The organism is Sphaerisporangium fuscum, from assembly GCF_018531465.1.
GTDB classification, from domain to species: Bacteria; Actinomycetota; Actinomycetes; order Streptosporangiales; family Streptosporangiaceae; genus Sphaerisporangium; species Sphaerisporangium fuscum.
Genome location: NZ_JAHDTF010000031.1, coordinates 45,097 through 62,826 on the forward strand (window position 1 = coordinate 45,097; position 17,730 = coordinate 62,826).

Annotated in this window: 20 protein-coding genes; 9 read left to right on the top strand and 11 right to left on the bottom strand. The window is 68.7% G+C overall.

Features of this window, described 5'->3' with window-relative positions; all coding sequences use genetic code 11:
- Window positions 1-52 precede the first annotated feature (52 nt).
- From KIK05_RS34505 to KIK05_RS34515, 3 genes are all read right to left on the bottom strand, one after another.
- Complete coding sequence (locus tag KIK05_RS34505; RefSeq protein ID WP_214415035.1) at window positions 53-2,176, bottom strand: glycoside hydrolase family 36 protein; 2,124 nt, start codon at window positions 2,174-2,176, stop codon at window positions 53-55.
- 162 nt (window positions 2,177-2,338) lie between these two features.
- Window positions 2,339-3,352, bottom strand: a complete 1,014-nt coding sequence (locus KIK05_RS34510; RefSeq protein WP_214415036.1) for a LacI family DNA-binding transcriptional regulator — start codon at window positions 3,350-3,352, stop codon at window positions 2,339-2,341.
- A 147-nt stretch (window positions 3,353-3,499) separates the two neighbouring features.
- Window positions 3,500-3,922 carry a hypothetical protein gene (locus KIK05_RS34515; RefSeq protein ID WP_214415037.1) on the bottom strand — a complete coding sequence of 141 codons (423 nt, stop codon included), beginning with the start codon at window positions 3,920-3,922 and terminating at the stop codon, window positions 3,500-3,502.
- Window positions 3,923-4,298: 376 nt separating this feature from the next.
- Between KIK05_RS34515 and KIK05_RS34520 the strand changes: the two genes are divergently transcribed.
- The gene (locus tag KIK05_RS34520) at window positions 4,299-4,655 is read left to right on the top strand and encodes a helix-turn-helix domain-containing protein (protein WP_214415038.1); all 357 of its coding nucleotides are present in this window, start codon (window positions 4,299-4,301) and stop codon (window positions 4,653-4,655) included.
- Between the two features lie 27 nt (window positions 4,656-4,682).
- On the opposite strand, the gene KIK05_RS34525 is transcribed toward KIK05_RS34520, so the two are convergent.
- From KIK05_RS34525 to KIK05_RS34545, 5 genes are all read right to left on the bottom strand, one after another.
- Window positions 4,683-5,273 (bottom strand): ClpP family protease, encoded by a 591-nt coding sequence (locus KIK05_RS34525; RefSeq protein ID WP_214415039.1) that lies wholly within the window; start codon window positions 5,271-5,273, stop codon window positions 4,683-4,685.
- Window positions 5,270-5,896 carry a ClpP family protease gene (locus KIK05_RS34530; protein WP_214415040.1) on the bottom strand — a complete coding sequence of 209 codons (627 nt, stop codon included), beginning with the start codon at window positions 5,894-5,896 and terminating at the stop codon, window positions 5,270-5,272. The genes KIK05_RS34525 and KIK05_RS34530 overlap by 4 nt, the downstream gene beginning before the upstream one ends.
- Before the next feature lie 419 nt (window positions 5,897-6,315).
- Entirely contained in the window at window positions 6,316-6,585 is a 270-nt protein-coding gene (locus KIK05_RS34535; protein WP_214415041.1) for a site-specific integrase, read from the bottom strand.
- A gap of 140 nt (window positions 6,586-6,725) precedes the next feature.
- Complete coding sequence (locus KIK05_RS34540) at window positions 6,726-6,956, bottom strand: hypothetical protein (RefSeq protein ID WP_214415042.1); 231 nt, start codon at window positions 6,954-6,956, stop codon at window positions 6,726-6,728.
- A 23-nt stretch (window positions 6,957-6,979) separates the two neighbouring features.
- Window positions 6,980-7,306, bottom strand: a complete 327-nt coding sequence (locus KIK05_RS34545) for a hypothetical protein (RefSeq protein WP_214415043.1) — start codon at window positions 7,304-7,306, stop codon at window positions 6,980-6,982.
- Window positions 7,307-7,460: 154 nt separating this feature from the next.
- Here KIK05_RS34545 and KIK05_RS34550 point away from each other — a divergent pair, with 154 nt between their 5' ends.
- Window positions 7,461-7,652: a hypothetical protein gene (locus tag KIK05_RS34550; RefSeq protein WP_214415044.1), complete on the top strand. Its 192-nt coding sequence runs from the start codon at window positions 7,461-7,463 to the stop codon at window positions 7,650-7,652.
- Here the strand turns inward: KIK05_RS34550 and KIK05_RS34555 are convergent.
- Window positions 7,631-8,299: a CGNR zinc finger domain-containing protein gene (locus tag KIK05_RS34555; RefSeq protein WP_214415045.1), complete on the bottom strand. Its 669-nt coding sequence runs from the start codon at window positions 8,297-8,299 to the stop codon at window positions 7,631-7,633. The genes KIK05_RS34550 and KIK05_RS34555 overlap by 22 nt on opposite strands.
- Window positions 8,300-8,383: 84 nt before the next feature.
- Between KIK05_RS34555 and KIK05_RS34560 the strand changes: the two genes are divergently transcribed.
- From KIK05_RS34560 to KIK05_RS34570, 3 genes are all read left to right on the top strand, one after another.
- Window positions 8,384-9,295 (top strand): arginase family protein, encoded by a 912-nt coding sequence (locus KIK05_RS34560; protein ID WP_214415046.1) that lies wholly within the window; start codon window positions 8,384-8,386, stop codon window positions 9,293-9,295.
- Entirely contained in the window at window positions 9,292-9,801 is a 510-nt protein-coding gene (locus KIK05_RS34565; protein ID WP_214415047.1) for a hypothetical protein, read from the top strand. Before KIK05_RS34560 ends, KIK05_RS34565 begins: the two co-directional genes overlap by 4 nt.
- Window positions 9,802-11,144: 1,343 nt before the next feature.
- Complete coding sequence (locus KIK05_RS34570; RefSeq protein ID WP_214415048.1) at window positions 11,145-12,098, top strand: Gfo/Idh/MocA family protein; 954 nt, start codon at window positions 11,145-11,147, stop codon at window positions 12,096-12,098.
- A gap of 604 nt (window positions 12,099-12,702) precedes the next feature.
- Here KIK05_RS34570 and KIK05_RS34575 read toward each other — a convergent pair.
- A complete protein-coding gene (locus KIK05_RS34575) occupies window positions 12,703-13,686 on the bottom strand; it encodes an AraC family transcriptional regulator (RefSeq protein ID WP_214415049.1) in 984 nt (327 codons plus the stop codon).
- A gap of 81 nt (window positions 13,687-13,767) precedes the next feature.
- On the opposite strand from KIK05_RS34575, the gene KIK05_RS34580 reads away from it, so the two are divergent.
- Both KIK05_RS34580 and KIK05_RS34585 read left to right on the top strand, forming a co-directional pair.
- Window positions 13,768-14,613, top strand: a complete 846-nt coding sequence (locus KIK05_RS34580; protein ID WP_214415050.1) for an NAD(P)H-binding protein — start codon at window positions 13,768-13,770, stop codon at window positions 14,611-14,613.
- Between the two features lie 19 nt (window positions 14,614-14,632).
- On the top strand, window positions 14,633-14,863 hold the full coding sequence (locus KIK05_RS34585) for a hypothetical protein (protein ID WP_214415051.1): 231 nt from the start codon (window positions 14,633-14,635) through the stop codon (window positions 14,861-14,863).
- A 71-nt stretch (window positions 14,864-14,934) separates the two neighbouring features.
- On the opposite strand, the gene KIK05_RS34590 is transcribed toward KIK05_RS34585, so the two are convergent.
- On the bottom strand, window positions 14,935-15,867 hold the full coding sequence (locus tag KIK05_RS34590; protein WP_214415052.1) for a tetratricopeptide repeat protein: 933 nt from the start codon (window positions 15,865-15,867) through the stop codon (window positions 14,935-14,937).
- Window positions 15,868-16,697: 830 nt separating this feature from the next.
- On the opposite strand from KIK05_RS34590, the gene KIK05_RS34595 reads away from it, so the two are divergent.
- Both KIK05_RS34595 and KIK05_RS34600 read left to right on the top strand, forming a co-directional pair.
- Window positions 16,698-17,351 carry a hypothetical protein gene (locus tag KIK05_RS34595; RefSeq protein WP_214415053.1) on the top strand — a complete coding sequence of 218 codons (654 nt, stop codon included), beginning with the start codon at window positions 16,698-16,700 and terminating at the stop codon, window positions 17,349-17,351.
- A 95-nt stretch (window positions 17,352-17,446) separates the two neighbouring features.
- A complete protein-coding gene (locus tag KIK05_RS34600; protein ID WP_214415054.1) occupies window positions 17,447-17,593 on the top strand; it encodes a hypothetical protein in 147 nt (48 codons plus the stop codon).
- Window positions 17,594-17,730 lie beyond the last annotated feature (137 nt).

Here is a 17,730-nt window from a genome sequence, read left to right on the forward strand (position 1 = left end):
ATGGTTCTCCTCGTGTGTGGTGGGAGGTGAGGGCTGCCACGCTCGAAAGGGATCAGTTCTCCGGCCGGAGGCGGAGCAGGCGTGCGGACGGTCCGGGTGCGGCAGGACGGATCGTGAGCCGCGCGGTGGAGGCGTCCCACCGGTGCTGCCAGCCGGGTAGGGTCGCCGGATACTCGGTCTCCACCCGCAGCCGGCGGCCGCGCGCGCCGGGCAGGTCCACCTGGATGTCGTGCGGCCCGCCGTCGCGTTGCCATACGGCCAGGCGCACCGTGTCACCGGTACGCAGGCCCAGCGCGACGATCTCGTCGGACCAGGCGGGCAGCCCGAGCGGCCAGAACGGCTCGGCCCTGGCGAACTCGCCCCTGATCCGCTTGTGCACGGCCACTCCGTCCGCGACGAGCTCCCGCTCGGCCCGGCTCATCTTGTCGAGATGCCCCGACAGGTAGAGCCGCCCGGCCAGACCGTTGATCATGGTGAAGGCCAGCGCCTCCGCGGACATTCCCGGCTGGGGGTAGGCCCAGTTGGCTGCCTGCTCGGGGAGCATCGTGGCGGGCGCGGACGCCGCGATGGCGGCGTAGAGCCGCCAGTCCTGCTGGTCAGAGGTGGACTGGAGCTGGAGGCGGGACAGCATCGCGTAGTCGGCCCGCATGGCTCCCGAGGCGCAGTTCTCGAAGATCACCTCCGGGTGGCGGGCGAGCAGGTCGTCCAGCCACTGCAGGTGGGCCCGGTTGTGCTCGAGCAGTCCCTCTCCCGGTTGGAGCGCGCCCCGGTCGGTGCCCGGCCCCGGGGTGACGTTGTAGTCGAGCTTGAAGAATCTGGTGCCGTAGTCGTGCACGAGGCGATCGACCACCTCGTCGAGATGCTTCCTCGCCGAGGGGTGGCGCAGGTCGAGGAAGTACCGGCCGTGCTCCACGACCCGCTCGCTATTCCGGCTGAGGAACGCCTCGTCAGGCAGCATCGCGGCGACAGGGCTGCGCACCCCGACGACCTCCGGCTCCAGCCACAGGCCGGGGCGCATGCCCCTGGCCCTGATGTGGTCGAAGACCCGGGCGAGCCCGCCGTCCGCGAAGCGGCCGGTCGAGGGGCGCCACTCGCCGACGCTGTCCCACCATTTCCCGCCGTCGTCGTACCAGCCCGCGTCGATGCAGAAGTACTCGGCGCCGGTCTCCGCGGCGGCGTCGATGAGAGGCAGCAGGCGCTCGGTGGTCGGGTCGCCCATGAGGGTGTTCATGTAGTCGTTGAAGATGACCGGCAGCGTGTCGCCTGTGGGATGCGCACGGCAGATCGCCCTCCGCTGCCGGGTGAGGGCGGCCAGCGCTCCCTGGCACCCCTCGTCGGACATAGCGACGGACACGGGTACAGCGACGAAGCGCTCCCCCGGGAGCAGCCGGGTGCTCCACTGGTGGTCGAGGTCGGTGGGGCCGCTCAGCACGAGGGAGACGGCGTTCGCCCCGTCGCGGCGGCGGTCCACCTCCCAGCGCCAGGCGCCGTTGTGCTCGATCTGCCAGCCCCAGGCCCGGCCGGTGCGGGCGCTCGCCAGGACGCCGGTGGGCAGGTATTCGCCCGAGGACCAGGTGCTCTTGCTCACCGTGACGAGCGCGCCCCGGCCCTCGTGCTGGTGCAGTTCGCTGTTGATGTCCGCCAGCCCGTCCGGCCCGGACAGCGGGATGGCCGCCCACCTGCCCTCGGCGCACCAGTCGGCGCGCGCCCGCCACAGGGTCAGGTCACCGTCGTCGGCCGTCTCGGCCAGCGCGCCGGAGGCGAAGGACGACACCATCTGCAGAACCCGGGGCGCCTGCCCGGTGTTCGTGACCTCGGTCCAGGTCTGCAGGGCCGGGACGTCCGTCCTGGCGCGAAAGACACTGGTCGTCTCCAGCCCGGTCACCTCGTCACGCTGCCTCACCCGCAGCTCGCGCCAGTCGGCGTCGCCCTGCTCGACGGCGTCCGCGAACCGGAGCCGCGATCCGGCGGCGGTGTCAGTGAACCGGGTGTTGGACAGTCCCCGGCCCTCCCCCAGAACCATCAGCTCGACCAGCGGCTGCACCCGGAACGGGTCCACGGCGCTCGGTGCGGGCGACGTGGTCCCGAGCCTCGCGATGCGGACCGGAGCGTCTTCGGGCCGCTCGAGGAGCAGGTCGAGGGAGCCGGGACGCCACTGGATGGTTCTGCTCGTCATCACGTTCCTTAAGCCGGACATATGGTGCGGTTCAGCCATGAAAGCGTTTATCAAGCGATGTGACAAGGGGACCACGACAAATGCACTGATAACGCTTTCAACACGAGATGTCGGGAAGGAAGGTGACCACGCGTGCGCGGTCCAAGGGTTCCCAGGCCGAGGTCAGCGGGCGGGTGGAGCGCTGCTCTTGCGCACGACCAGGCGCGGCGTCGACCGCGCCGCCGCCACCGGCACGCCTGCCAGCCTGCCGAGCAGGAAGTCGACCGCCATGCGCCCCAGTTCGGCGAAGTCCTGGCTCATCGTGGTCAGCGAAGGAGTCCAGATCTCGGCCAGCGGGTGGTCGTCGAAGCCGACGACGCTGACGTCTTCGGGGACCCGCGAACCCTCGTCCTGCAAGGCCTTGATCACGCCGAAGGCGACCTCGTCGTTGCCGCACAACACCGCGGTCACGTCGCCGCGCCCTGCCAGGCGCGCGCCGGCCTGCAGGCCCGAGCGCGGGGTCCCGTCGCTCTCCACGATCTCCGGAACCGGGGCTCCCGCAGCCTCCAGCGCCTCCCGCCAGCCCAGCAGCCGCCCGCTCGGCCGGCCGGAGGCCGGTATTCCCACGTGGTGCACGGTGCGATGGCCCAGTCCGAGCAGGTAGTTCGTCGCATCCCGCGCGCCGGCGTAGTCGTCGAACAGGGCCCGCGGGACGCTCCTACCCTGCCCAGCGGAGGACACCGCCGCCACGGGGAGCGTGTCGGGCAGTGCCGCCAGCGCCCGGCTGCCCTGGATATCGAACTCGAGCACGATCATCCCGGCGAGCGGCTGGTCGAGCGCGAGGTCCACGGCCACCCGCGCCGACTCCTCGTCGTCGCCGTCCAGCATCGTCAGGGCGACCACCAGGCCGACCGCGCGAGCGGCCTCCTCGATCCCCCGGATCGCGCTGGCATAACCGTACCGGGTGGTGTCGCTGGTCAGCACGCTGATGATGGAGCGCCGGCCAGTCGCCAAGGCGCGCGCCGCGGCGTTGGGGCGGTACCCCAGCTCCTGGATCGCGCGCAGGACCTGCCTGCGCTTATCGGCGCTCACCGGCGCGGACCCGCTCAGCACCCGGGACACCGTGGGGACGGACACGCCGGCGACCCTCGCCACGTCCGCGAGGACGGGAGGGCGGGTGTGCGGGCGGCGGTTCACACCGGTAAGCGTACATACCAGGAGCTGAAGGCTCAGATGGGTGGCTCCTGCGGCCGGATACGGCATGCCACCCGCTCACGGCTGTCGGGACGGAACGTGGGAAGTGGTCGACAACCTGGCATAGGAACTGCCGCAGCTCATCTTCGCTCAGGAACATGAACAGGCTGTCGGCCACCACGATCGCGGGCTGGCCCGCCGGAATGTGCTCCAGCCGGCCGCGTCGGTGAGCTCGGCCCCCACACTGGTGTGATCGGGCCGGCTCGGGTAGAGGCGATCCCTGAGGATGATCATGCCGGCGAAGTCGACGTCGTACCAGTGGCGCCCGGGCGCAGGGTCGATGCGGAAGACCCGGCTCTCGAGGCCGCACCCTACGTCCAGCACCACCGCGCCGGGGTTGTCGGAAAGGAACCGCCGCACCCACTCATCATCTATGGCGGGCCGCGAGTGTTGGGACGCGAGGCCATCACCGACACCCTGTACCTGCACGTTGAGGATCTCGCCGAGATCCTCGCCGATACCGGGGGCGATGTGGCCACCGTGGCATGTTGGGTCTTGGAGATGACCCAACATCCCGGAGCCGAGGCGATCGCCTACTACGACGTCTTGGACGCCTGGGCGGCCTGGCGCCGCGCGGCGACGCTGCGATCATGTCAGGCTCGGGAAGCGATCTTCAACCCTCGGTTTCGTCCCAGATCAAGCCCACTCGTGAACACAGGTCAAAGGCCACTTCCCGTCACGGGAAGTGGCCTTTGACTCTTCGTGCGGGGGCGTCGTACAGCAACGGCTATCGGAGTTGTTCGCCGAGCTTCTTGAGCGCCTTCCGGGTGGCTTCGGACGACACCTCGCTGTGGATGTTCATCGTGACCGCCGGATCGGAGGAGCGGGGACGATTCCGCTCTGCGCGGATCCGGCCGAACTCGAAGGCGCCATCTACCTAAGGTGAGGCATGGCCTCTTCCATCCCGCCGCTCCGTCCAGCGATCGATCGGACCAACTCCAAGCCGTCTCCGGCTCGCGAGCCGCTGTGGCGGCACGCGCTCGGTGAGTGTCTCAGAGGCCTTCGTCACGAGCGGGGCGAGAAGTTGAGCGAGACGGCACGTCGCGCCGGAGTCTCGCCGCAGTATCTCTCCGAGATGGAGCGGGGCCTCAAAGAGCCCTCAAGCGAAATGATCGCCGCGGTCGCCGGGGCGCTGGATGTGACCCTGGTCGATCTGACCCTTGCCGTCGCCGAGAGCTTGCGGTCTGCTCAGAGCAGCACGTCGAGAGGCGCTAGCTGTTCGGCGGCGTACGCTCTGGCCGCGTAGCGTGACTTGCCGAGATCATCCACTGGCCTACGAACGCTCCTCGATGATCTGATCGAGGAGTCCGTACTCCAAGGCCGCGGCCGCAGTGAACACGCGATCGTGATCGGTGTCGGCGCGTAGGGTCTCGATTGTCTGGCCGGTGTGCCGTGACAATATGCGCTCGATGTCCGCTCGGACACGGACGACCTCGTCGGCTTGCAAGATGAGATCGGGGATCGCTCCGCGCCCCTGAGCGGCTGGTTGGTGCAGGATCACTCGTGCGTGCGGGAGAGCGGCACGTTTTCCTTCGGCACCCGCGGCGAGAAGGACGGCACCCACCGCGACGGCCTGTCCAACGCAGGTTGTCGAGACCCGCGGGCGGATATAGCGCATGGTGTCATATATCGCGAGCATCGCGCTCGGATCCCCGCCTTCACAGTTGATGTAGAACTGTATTTCGGCATCGGGATTGTCCGACTCCAGGAAAATCAGCTGCGCGATGAGCGCGTTCGCGACGCCCGCGTCGATTGCGGTGCCCAGATAGATGATTCGCTCGGTGAGCAGGTGCGAGTAGACATCCATGATCCGCTCGCCGCGAGAGTTCTGGGTGATGACGTTCGGAATCGTGTATGTGGTCACTGGCCGACTCCTTCGGTGACGCCGAACCCGAGCCGTGAGCGATTGCGCGGTGCGATTTCGTCGAAATTCTGTACGATTTTATCTATGAAGCCATAGTCCAGTGCCTCTTGAGCCGTGTACCAACGATCGTGCAGAGAATCCTCGAATATGCGCTCGACGGGCTGCCCGGTGTCGTCGGCGATAAGACCGAGAACCGTATCGCGAGTATGCCGAAGGTCGCCGGCCTGCAGTTCGATGTCGACTGCGGTGCCACCGATTCCCGCCGAGCCCTGGTGCATCAGGACACGTGCGTGCGGCAGAGCCCGGCGCTTCCCTCGAGCTCCTGATGACAGCAAGAACTGCCCGGCGCTGTAAGCAATGCCCAGCACGAGCGTCGAAACGTCACAGGGAATGAGCCGAATGATGTCGCGGATCGCAAGCATCGAGGGAACCGACCCGCCCGGCGAGTGAATCCACAAGGCGATATCCGTCGACGCGTCCTGCGTGGCTAGTGCTATCAGTTGCGTGGCCAGCAGTGTCCCGTTGTCGTCATCGAGAGGGCCATCGAGAACGAGAACACGCTGGTCGTAAAGCTCGCGCCTTACCTGCGCATTGAACAGTGGAAGATTCGATTCTCCGCTCATGCGTTCCATCATGAAAGGCCATCCGGGCCGGCGTCGACTTGATCCGCCTGGGGCAGATCTGCTCTGAGCAGATGGAACCCCGGCTTCCGGCCCGGTTCGTAGCATTGCGGCCGGGAATCGAGTGAGCCCGGCGCGCCAGCGGGAGCCTCGTTCTCGGTCCCGTCATGATCGACAGGCTTAGCCCGTTCGATCCAGTCGACAGGCGTCGGTTCATGCCGCGTGCGTTTCGTGAAGGAAGCCCTCGGTCACCTCGGCGATGGCGTCAGTCACCCGCGCCCGGCATGCGCACGCTGCGCAAGCACGACGAACAAACCACCGAGCCACCGGCGTCGTAGGCGACTGGCTCCCACTCCATTTCCGGCGGAGGACCAAGATCATTCCTTAGCGTTCAATCCAGCAGCACTACCGGTGGTACCCCTCTACTGCTCATCGACGTCACGGCCCTGTCCCCCTTGTCGTACTTGTCCTCCAGGCCATACATACAGCGGGTGTCCGGTGAGCGAGGTGCGGCGCCGGTCGTAGCGCAGCGTGGTGTCGACCGAGGCGTGCATCGCGATGTCCTTGACCCGGTCGGCCGGAACGCCTTCCTCGAGCAGTTGGGTGAGCACGGTGGCGCGCAGCATGTGCGGGTGCAGGGCACGCGCCCGCTTCTTCGGGATGCCGCCGGCGATCTGATTTTCGCAGGTCACAAGCCATGCAGGGGGCAGACCAGGTACGAGAGAAAGGGATAAGCATGTCGCTGACGAGGGCGATCACGGCCCCGCCCAACGTGCGCCTGGCAGTAGATCCTCGGCCGGCCCCGAGGCGGTTGCGTCTGCTGATTTCGGCCTCATGACGGGTCGGCGCGCAGAATGGTACGTGGTTGCCTCAGCAGCGGGGCGAAGGCTCTTTCGGCTGCGCCCACGAGAGTGGCAGGTCGAAGGTCGCCTGTGACGATGCCGATCTGGCCGGCGCGAGCGACGGCGGAGGGCGCCATCAGCCCATCGCGCACGAAGTCCTTGGCGACCCGATACAGGTCGGCCAGAAAGCCCATGAGTACCACGCGCTCCGGGGCGAGCATATTGACGAGACTGGTCAACCCCGTCACAGATGGCCGACGGTGAGGCGGATCGCCTCCCGCGCGGCACGGTCACCGGCCGCGGCGTCATCGAAGATCTCGGTGACGGTGTCTTCATGGCCGGGATGACGGCGCCGACCAGCGGCACGTAGCAGCGCACGCGAGTCGGCGTACGTTCCCAGGCAGCCACGCGCAGACCGCATCGGAACCGCGTCCGCCAGTGCCGGTATGAGGGTGGCGGGGTCCGTCTCAGAGCCGTCCAGAGCGTGCTTGCGAACGTGAGTGATCCTGCGATCCAGACCGACGAGGCTGACCGTTATCCGGTCCGCACTCAACTGGACGGCGACGGCCACGGGCCCGTCGGGACGCACCTCGACGACCGGAGACGGCCTGCCGCGTCCGGTCGGGGCGCCATCGCAATGACTACTTCCTCGCACCGGACGTCAACGCGTTGCGGCCCCTGCTCGCCATCCGCACCGTTACCCTCGCCCCGAACTGGACGGCGGGATGGACCTCGTCCGCGAGGTCGTCGCCTCCGGCGCGGTAGTGGCGGTAGGGCACACCGAAGCCAGCTACGACGAAGTACACCAGGCGTTCGAGGCCGGCGCCAGCATGGCCACCCACCTGTTCAACGTCATGCGACCCTTCCACCATCGAGAACCAGGTCCGGTGAAGAGCTACTGGTCGTCGGGCGGCTGATGGTGGCCCTGTTGGCTCGCGGTTTGTCGTTTCCGCTGGTAGTGGGTTCGGCCTTTGGCCAAGTTCCCGCACGTGGCCATATCGCACCACCGGCGGTGCCCGCCTCGGGAGCCGTCGATGAACACCCAGCCGCATCGCAGACCAGGGCAGACGCGGGTGCGTTCCAGCGGCAGTGACCGGAGCAGGTCGAACGCCTGCAGGGCGAGTTCGTGGTTGAGGTACTCAAGCCCCGAGGTCTCAACGCTGACCCAGAGCTGCGGCGTTTTCCCGCGGACGGTGAGGCGAGCGCTGGCGACCGCATGCTTCCAATGATCCTCGACCTGGTCGACCGCCTCCGCAGGGACTGGAGCGCCTTGGTGGATCAGTACCGTGATGAGATCGTGCAGAGCCTCGCGTAGCTCGCGAGTGCGGTCCAGGGCCAGTGCGGCTCTGACGGGTTCGGTCTCGGCCAGCCGCCGCAAGTCCGTGAGGGTGGTGACGTCGAACTGACCAGTGAGGGCTGCCCACTCAAGCAGGCGCGGGTAGCCGTCGAGCCAGTCGATCGGCTCCGCGTCACGAGCCGTGACCGTGTTCAGCAGGTCGATGACGATGTGCCCGCCGACCAGGTCGCGGGGCCTGAAGGTGTGAGCCTGAATGGTCCCAGTCACGCATGACCGCCTTTCACGGACTTGCCTCGCTTCATCCAACCAGTGTAGACCTGTTATCCGGTTTGAACGTGAAAGGAGACGGCTATGGCTGCCGCCGTTGAGCTCATCGCGGCCCCCTCAAATCTCGGCCTGCGACCGCCCGCGCCGGGGCACGAGCCCGGAACGTGGCGAGCCCCGCAAGCGCTGCTGTCGGCGGGGCTGGAAGCGCGGTTGCGACCGGCCCGGGTAGTTGAGCTGGACCGTCCGCCGTACGAGTTCCAGGCCCAGCCGGCGACCCACATCCGCAACGGGGTGACCATCCGCGAGCACACGCTGCGGCTTGGCGAGGCGGTCCAGGCCGCGCTCGCCGCCTCCCGGTTCGCGGTCGTGCTGGGCGGCGACTGCAGCATCCTGCTGGGGTGCCTGCTGGGGGCCCGGCGCGACGGACGCTGCGGACTGGTTCACCTCGACGGGCACAGCGACTTCCGGCATCCCGGCAACTACGACGCCAGTTCGTCCCTCGGTTCAGCGGCGGGGATGGATCTGGCCCTGGCCACCGGCCGTGGCGAGCTGCTGCTCACCCACTGGCCGACGGTAGGCCGACCGCTGGTTTCAGACGAAGACGTGGTCCAGATCGGCGACCGGGACGATGAGGAGACGCCTCCGGTCACCCGGTTCACCGCCCAGGAGATCACCCGGATCGGCACCGCCGATCTGGTTGATCGGGTCGTCAGCCGCTTGGAGCTGCGTGGGCTGGATCGCGTCTGGCTCCATATCGACCTCGATGTGCTCGACGAACGCGTCCTGCCCGCGGTGGACTCTCCCGGCCGTCCCGGCCTGGACTTCTCCCAGCTCGCCGAACTCATCTCGGCCTTGGTCGGCACCGGCCGGGTGGTGGGACTCGACGTCGCCATCTACGATCCGGAACTCGACCCGGAGGGCGTGTACGCCGCTCCCATCGTCGACTGCCTCGCCTCCGCCCTGGCCCCTCTTGCGACCGTGGAGACACACGCATGAAAACGCTGCTCGCCGACGGCCCCAGCAACCTTTACGCGACCGAGATGGAGCAGTTCGGACGTCTGGCCGGACACTGGGCGACCCAGATCACCTACTACCCCGCCGACCGCTCACCAGCCCGCCGAGTCAGCGGTGAATGGGAGTTCGGCTACGCCCTGGAAGGTAGAGCAGTCCTGGATGTCTGGCGATGGCCCGGGCCCGAGGAACTTCCGGACACGGGTCGCTCTACCGACCGGCAGTGCGGCTTGTGCGTGCGAATCTGGGATCCGCGCCTGCAACTGTGGCGGTTCACATTCCACGGCACCGCCCGCGGCGAACTGGTGCACATGTACGCCCGCCAGGTCGACGATGAGATCGTCATGGAACGCGCCGCGGGCAGCGAACTCATCCGCTGGATCTTCACCGACATCACCGCCGACACCTTCTACTGGCGAAGCGAACGATCGGCCGACGGCGGACACACCTGGCGGCTCGACCAAGAGGTCAACGCCCGCCGCCTACAGTGAGAGCAACGCAACCGCCTGGCCCTCTTTCGGCACGGGCCCTACCAGGACTTTGTTGGCGGATACGACTTCATCGCCACGTGGAACTCCTCGTCTCCGGATCTCCATCATCCGGTACTCGAGGTGTCCACACATCGGGGCAGGGCCCGCCTACGTGCTGGGGGCCGGGCACTGGGGCGGTCGCGCGGATGCATACCGGGTGCGGATGGTCAACGGTGGCCAGGTCCAGGAACTTTACCGACCGGTCGTCTGCGCGAAAGGGGTGCGGCCCTGGCGGGTGGGCGTGCGGGCGGATCCCGTTGTGAGCGGGAGTCGGGCCGGGGTGGCGGCGGTGTGCGATTCCTGGGATGCGAGGACTGCGGGCATGTTGGCTTCGACGTGGCCGATGAACGCCATGAGATGGTCGGGTAGGGCGTTCACCAGGGGCTCCCTTGCTGGACGGGGGGACGGGCCTCGGCCGTTGGAAAGGCTGTCAGGATCTGCCCCATGCTCTGGGCGCCCACCTGCGCGGGGCGCGGGCAGGCGGACCTCGGCGGCCTGGGCGCCTTTGGCGATGGCGGCATGGCGGCAGTGTGGGCAAGGGCGTCATCGCATCATCCTGATCGGTCTGGCCGGGTTACACACCGCTGTGTCGCATACGGCCGGCCGCCCACGCGACGCCGGGGGCGAGGGATCAGGTGGAAGGGGGAAGTTCCTACTTGCTCACCGGAGATATCTCCCCGTATCTGCGAAGGGATGGTGCTCTAAACCCTCTCGGAAGGGGTTCGCGAACCCAGTCGAGGCGGGAGCAGAGAGTCCTCCTGACTGGGGCAGAGCCACCACAGGCTGTGGTGCTTTCTGGAAGAGGGGTCCCTAACTAGGTCGATCGTCTCTGCGCGTAACCCACCAGGGTGGTCTGGCTCCTCCTGCCTACTGATCGCGACGCCCTACCCGCGCCTGCCGTCGTCCGGGCGCTTTTTGTTGTACGACGTGGCGGCCTTTACATAGTAAGGCAGGGCCGTGCGCCGTAGGGGTTTCCGATCGGCCGACGCCGACTTGGGGAAGGCGGCGCCGGCGGCCAGGAGGGTGGGGGTGGCAGGAGCCGGGCGAGGTTCGAACGCCCGGCCGTCTGTCGTTCGGGGCGTGTCATACGGCCGGGCTCGCGCTCGGCCGGAGAGCGTCCGGCAGACGAAGCTTGGCGTGCCGCCGCTGCAGCTGATGCTGCCGATCGGCACCGAGACCGCCGTCGAGTTGCTCCCCGGGTCATAGCTGACACCTGGCAGGCGGTCGAATGGCTGGAGGGACGCGAGGCCTTCCCCACCGACCGCGACCTGGCCGGATCTGGACCGGTACGGCAGAGTGCTCACATGCTGTCGATGAAAGCGGCGATTATCGGTCTAGCTCATGTGCATGTACGTGATCACCTGGCGGTGATCGAGGAAGATCCTGGGCTGCATCTGGCCGCGGTGTGGGATCCAGACGCCGAGCGCACTCGGGCGCTCCCTCGTGAGATGGTCGTCGGTGACCTGCGGACCGCGGTGAACCGCGCCGACATAGTGATCATCGATTCGGTCACGGGCACGCACGTCGATCTCGTTCCTGTGGTTGCGAGCGCGGGCAAGCCGGTCTTCGTTGAAAAGCCCTTGGGGCGTCACCATGAGGAGTCACGGCACCTGGCCGCGGTGATCGAGCAGGCCGGTGTCCCCTTCGCTACAGGGTACTTCCTGCGATGCCTGCCCGCCTTGCGGCGAGTGCGCGACCTGCTCCGAGATGGGAGGCTGGGCCGACTGGTCCGTGTGCACGCCGAGTTCGGCCATTCGGGATGGCGGGACGGGGTGTTCAGCGGACCGGCGGCGTGGATGATCGATCCGGATCAGGCGGGCTTTGGCGGCTTCGGCGACCTCGGCACCCATCTGCTCGACACGCTGTTGTGGCTGCGCCCTGATCACCGCCTTAGAGTCAGGCAGGCGCAGCTCACAACCGTCCCCGCACTGGAGCTTGACATCGGCGGCAGCGCGGTGCTCGCCTGGGATGACGATGTCCACGCGACGATCACCGCCAGTTGGGACACACATCCCGGCGGCCTGCGCGTCCTGCTTGAGGGGACAGTCGACACGGCGACCGTGGACGACGGCACGCTGACACTGGCCAGCGGTCCGAGCTGGACTGGCGAGGGCCCGGATGCCCGAACGGCGCTTCGGGCCTTCATCGCCGACATCCGCGGTCAAGCCAGCTGGGACCCCCCGTCTCCACGTCAGCCCGTGAGTGTCGCGCGGCTACTCGACGACGCCTATCGGACCGCAACACGATCGTCCAAGTGACTGGCGTGGGGCGACACATCCGAGCTGCCCCCACGCCTCTCGCGGCGCGTTGAAAACGTGTCGAGAAGCCGAGGCGTTCAACGGGTGCCACCGGAATACGGCAGATTCGGGCCGCTGGGTCTCTGACCTGCGGCGTTGTGAGGCTAGCCATTCGCCGTTCAGACTTGTTCTCGGACGGCGAGCCCGCCTGCGCGAACGCCGTCCGAAAACCTGTGCCCAAGAAGTCCCTGCGGTTCGGCGGCCCATGTCAGCCGTATTCCGGCGGCACCCGCTGCGGCGCTGTCCTGCGCCGGCCGGAGAGCCGATCCCCGCGGTACTGCTCCACCGCCTGCCGCCAAGCGGCCTACCGCGACCGGTGCCGCGCCCGTCAGAACGCCGGGAAGGCCGGGCAGGTCCTGGCCGACATCCGCGAAGGCCGCTGCGGACACCATCGAGGACGTCCCCACTGCCACCGCGGCCCTCGGCGCGGGCCTCGAAGCATGGCTGGCGCGACCTGAAGGCCGCTGCGGAGGCCCGCACCGGTCGACCCGGCGCCTGAGAGCGACCCTGCCGGCGGCGACCGCGCCCCGCCACCGTCCGCCGGGTGGCCGGTACGGGTGTCGAGCTACCGCCTGGCCGGCTCGGGTCGAGCGTCGGACACAGTGGGCTCATCAGGACCGGTGCGCCGATTCCCCGCCCGGTGGTCACTGGGGCGCGTGCCGCGTAGCCGTTTGAACGCCACGCTCAGCGCGAAGGCGTTGGCGTAACCGACCTTTCTCGCGATCGTGCCCACCGTATGGTCCGTCGTGCGCAGCAGGTCCGCGGCCAGGGCGATCCGCCAGCTCGCGAGGTAGGACATCGGTGGTTCGCCCACCAGCGCGGTGAACCGCCGGGCGAGCGCCGCCCGTGATATCCCTACCTCGGCTGCCAGATCCGCCACCGTCCACGGGTGGGCGGGTTCGTCGTGCAGCAGCCGCAGTGCGGCGCCCACGACCGGGTCGTCCAGTGCCCGGCACCAGGCCGGGGCGTCGGAGTCCGGACCGTCGAACCAGGAACGCAGCGCGGAGACCAGCATCAGATCCAGCAGCCGGTCCAGCACCAGCTGCTGTCCCGGTCGGTCTCTGGCGACTTCCTCGGCCAGCATCTCCACCGACGGGTAGGGGCTGCTCTCGGCCGGCACCACCAGCACCGCGGGCAGGGCGTGCAGCAGCCGGTCGCTGAGTTCTCCCCGGCGCTCGAAAGCCCCGCTGACCAGGACGGCGGCCCCATCGGTGGGCGTGCCGCAGGTCCGGGCGGGTCCGGCGGCGTGCTCGACACCTTCGGCTCCCGGGCAGTAGTCGGCGCTGGTCACCACCAGCGAGGGGGTCGTGCCGGGGGCGTCGGTGACCGTGTAGGGCGCATCGCCCCGGATGACGGCGATGTCGCCGACGCCGATGGGCACCGGTTCGTGCCGGTCGGAAACGATCCAGGCGTGGCCGTTCAGCATCGTGGCCAGCGTCAGCGGGGCACCGCTGGCCATCCGCAGTGCCCAGGGCGGCCGCATGATGGTCCGCCGGAAGACGGCGCCGCGCGCCCGCACCTCCGCCAACAGATCGGACACGGCGTCCACAGCCCCCAATATAGACGTCCAGACATCAACGAGAGCTCTCTGGGCATGGCTCGTCTCATCCGCACCTGGTTGGCTGGGATCATGTCTGAACATCCGATTCTGGTAACCGGCGCGACGGGTAAGTCCGGCCGCCGCGTCGTCGGCCGGCTCCGGGCCAAGGGACTGCCGGTTCGAGCGGCGGCTCGCACCGGCGAGGTCGTCTTCGACTGGACCGACCAAAGCACCTGGGATGCCGCCCTGGAGGGTGTGCGGTCCGTCTACATCGTGCAGTTGGACGGCACGAACCTCGTTCGCCCCTTCGTCGAGCGGGCGGTGCGGCATGGGGTGCGGCGGATCGTGCTCGCCTCCGGGCGCGGGATCGACCTGCCCGGCTACGCCAAGGACAGCGGCGGCATCCTGGAGGACATCCTCGACAGCGAGGCCGCCGTGCGGGAGAGCGGTGTGGAGTGGACGATCAGCAGGCCGGGCTGGTTCGCGCAGAACTTCAGCGAGGGCTTCTTCGCGGACGCCATTCGCGCGGGTGAGCTGCGGCTGCCCGCCGGCGACGGAGCCGCCGCCTTCGTCGACGCCGAGGACATCGCCGCGGTGGTGGTCGCCGCGCTGACCGAGGACCGGCACGCGGGCCAGGTCTACGAGCTGTCCGGCCCCCGGGCGGTGACGCTGACCGAGGCGGTCGCCACGATCTCCGAGGCCACCGGCCGCGAAATCCGCTACGTGCCGCTCTCCGTCGAGGACTACGTCGCGGAACTCGTTCAGCAGGGATTGCCGCCCGCGGACGCCGAATCCTTCGCGGATGTCATCGAGCCGCTCAGGGAAGGTAAGGACGAGTACGTTTCCGACGGCGTGGGACGTGCCCTTGGCCGCCCCCCGCGGACCTTCGCCGAATTCGCCACGTCCACCGCCGCCGCGGGCGGCTGGCCGACCTGACGATCCGCCCCAGCGGACCGTGGAGGCGAACCTGCGCGCCTGCGTCGCCCACGGCCTCGCCCTGCACGTCGCGATCATGCTCGCATTCGCCGGGCTGCTCCACCAGCCGAAGGTGCTGGCCCGGTTCAAGGACGTCCTCGCCGAGCGGAGCCCTGCACCACGCTCGACCACGAGCGCGACAATCGGCGGAGCGATGAACGCGCCCGCCGACGAGGTGAGGAGCATGACGCGTTCGCGTAGGTCACGCTGAGGAGCTGTTCGACCTGGCGGAAGGCACGGTGTAATGGCCCCCGGTTACACCTCGCGCGGGGCGGCTCAAGCTCACCCGGCCTGGCCGCTCCGCGAAGCGGAGTCGCCTTCACAGAGCCGTTCACACCAGTAGTCGAGGTTCTCGCGTGCCTTCAGCGTGTCGGGGTGCTCCGCGCCGAGCGTCCGGGTGCGGTCGGCGAGCAGGGATTCCGTCAGCGCTTTGGCGGCCGCCCAGTCGCCTGCCTTGCCCTTCCATTCGGCCAGGTGGCCCCGCACTGTCAGCGTGTCCGGATGATCGGCGCCCAGGACCCGGGTGTACTCGGGGAGCAACTGCGCGATCATCGCCACTGCGGCGGGCGCGTCGCCGCCGTGTCCTCGCCACAGCGCCTGATGGGCGCGGGTGGTGAGAGTGTCCGGATGGTCGGGGCCCAGGACGCGGGCACGATCCGCGGCGATCCGGTCGAGCATCGTGGTCGCCCTTCGAAGCCGCCCGATGTCTCGGTAGAGGCCCGCGAGGCTCTGCCGGGCCGCCAACGCGCAGGGATGATCGGCGCCGAGGATCCGGACGACGGCCGCCGTCAGCCGGTCACAGGCGGCGAGGGCGTTGCGAGCCTCAGCGCGCAGCCCCAGGTCGATCGCCATGGAGAAGGCATGCCGCAGACCGAACCGTTCGCGATTCGCCAGGTGCCCGATCAAGCTGTCCACCGCGCCCAGGCGGGCGAGCTCCGCTAGGAGCGCGGCCAGATCCCCGGCGAAGTGGTCATCACGCCGGGCCCTCCGTTCGATCTTCTTCGTCAGTGCGCGCCGCACCCGCTCAGGGGGGAAGTCGAAGAAGGAGTCGGCGTGCTTAATAAAGACGCGCCACTCCGGCGCGTCACCGAGTTCGGCGGAGACCGCCTCGCGCAGCCGCGCCACGCATTCCGCCAGCTCGTCACGGAGGTCACCGAAAGCCGTGTCCGGCCGACTCATCAGCAGGTGATCCGCGACGTGCTCCAGATTCGTCACCATTGCCTCATCGAGGTCGAAGATAACGAGCTCGCCTCATCGTGTCGCCGGCGGAAGAACCGTCGGCCAGTCCCGTCCGACGAGGCGAACCACGGCGGCCTGAACATCGGCGGCGCAGGCCAAGGGCGTCAATACGGAGATTGACGACCAACTCGTCGACGGCCACCGGTTCGCCACCACGCCGCCCATGGCTCAAGGCTTCTTGGTCATGGTCGTAGCCGCAGTCGTCAAGGACGACGTTGGGCCGCCTGCGGGGGCGGGCGATGTCGGCAGTGCTGAAGCGCTGCGTTATCCACGCAAGCGGGAGGGTGGCCAGGGTCAGGGCGGCGCAGTGAAGGTGCGGCAGGCGTGGGCGGCCGTCACCACGACGGCGATCGCGGCCAGTCGGGGCCATGCAGGACGGGCAAGCGAGAGAGGCGAGCACACCGATCACGGTGTCGCGCGGGGAGGATTCTGGCAACCCCCAGAGTGGCTTCGGCTGGGGGCGAGACTCCGCTCACTGCCCAGGCCGGCGCTCATCGGGACGGCCAACTATGGGATACGACTGCGGCGGCCCCCAGGGGTGATCCGGCCCGGAGCGTCATAGGCCGGATTCGCGGCGCTCAGCCTCCGCCTGCCTTTGGCGGAGGCTCATGGAGTGCCGAGGTTCGGGCGCACCGCAGTGGGACTCGCCGGAGCCGCTACCGGTGCCACGCATTGGCTGAAATCTGCGCGAAGGGGAGCTTGCTCGTGGCCAGGAGGCGCGGCACGCTGGCGGCATGGTGAGTTCGTGGGGGCCGGCCGTGCTGCGGACGGTCGGGCGGACTGGGGGGTGGCTGGGAGCGTTCGCCATGGGGTCGTTCGCGGCGACCGGATTCACCCTGTTCACGGCATGGGCGGTGCTGACTCTGTGGGCGCACGGGCACCGGGTCCTGATCGCCGTGTTCATCGCGTGCGGCGGGGCGGCGGTCTCCTTGGTCGTCCCCGGGCTGGCGGCTGTGTATCTGCACTCCCGTGGCTGCGAGAAAGCGTCCTACGTCCTCGGAGGGAGCATGGGTCTGCTCCTTCTGTGTGCGTATGGCGGTGTGCTGTATTTCGGGTGGCAGGACTCCGATCAGCAGGCTCTGCATGACCGCGGGATCGCGATGACCGGCGTCGTGACCCGGCAGTGGGAGTCGACGACCCCGGACGGCACCGCTTCCGGGGTCGTCGTACGGCTGCCGGACGGGAGCACGCACCAGCTCCAGGGGGAGCAGTCGCCGGTGGGAACGCAGGTCGTCATGACGATCGACCCGCGTGGCCACGTCGACGGTCGGCTGGGGCCGCCGCCGGGGGCACCGGATCAGGTCGCGCTGAAGCTGGCAGTCGCCGGGGTGGCGGTCGGCTGTGCCGCATCATCCGCGTGCTGCGCGGGGCTTGTCACAAAGGACGTGCGGCGCCGGCCGCACCGAAGGGAACCGGTCGACCGGCCGTCCGGCGAGGGTACAGCGGTCGTGCAGAACTGAGCCTTCTTGGCGGCTCGGCCTGTGCCGGTGTCTCGGTGATGGCGGTGTTCTCTCGACGGAGGCCGGAGAGGCGACGGCTGCACCGGAGGGCTCTGGTGTTGCAGGTCGGCACCATCCCTGGCCACTTCAGACAGCAGGTGAACTGGTACTTCGACTCCCGGCCCGGCGCCCGGTGCACCATCGCGGTCTTCATCGCCGACGACCCCGCATCAGCCGGGAGGTTCAGCGCGACGGCAGCATGACCAGGTTCTCCGCCCTCCCCCCGTCCACCCGCGACCGGCTGCTCGCCACCGAGTGGTACATCCGCAGAGACGTCCCCTCCCCCAGCCCGGACACCGGCGACATCTCCGCCTGAAGGCCCACCTCTGGCCGGGCGGCG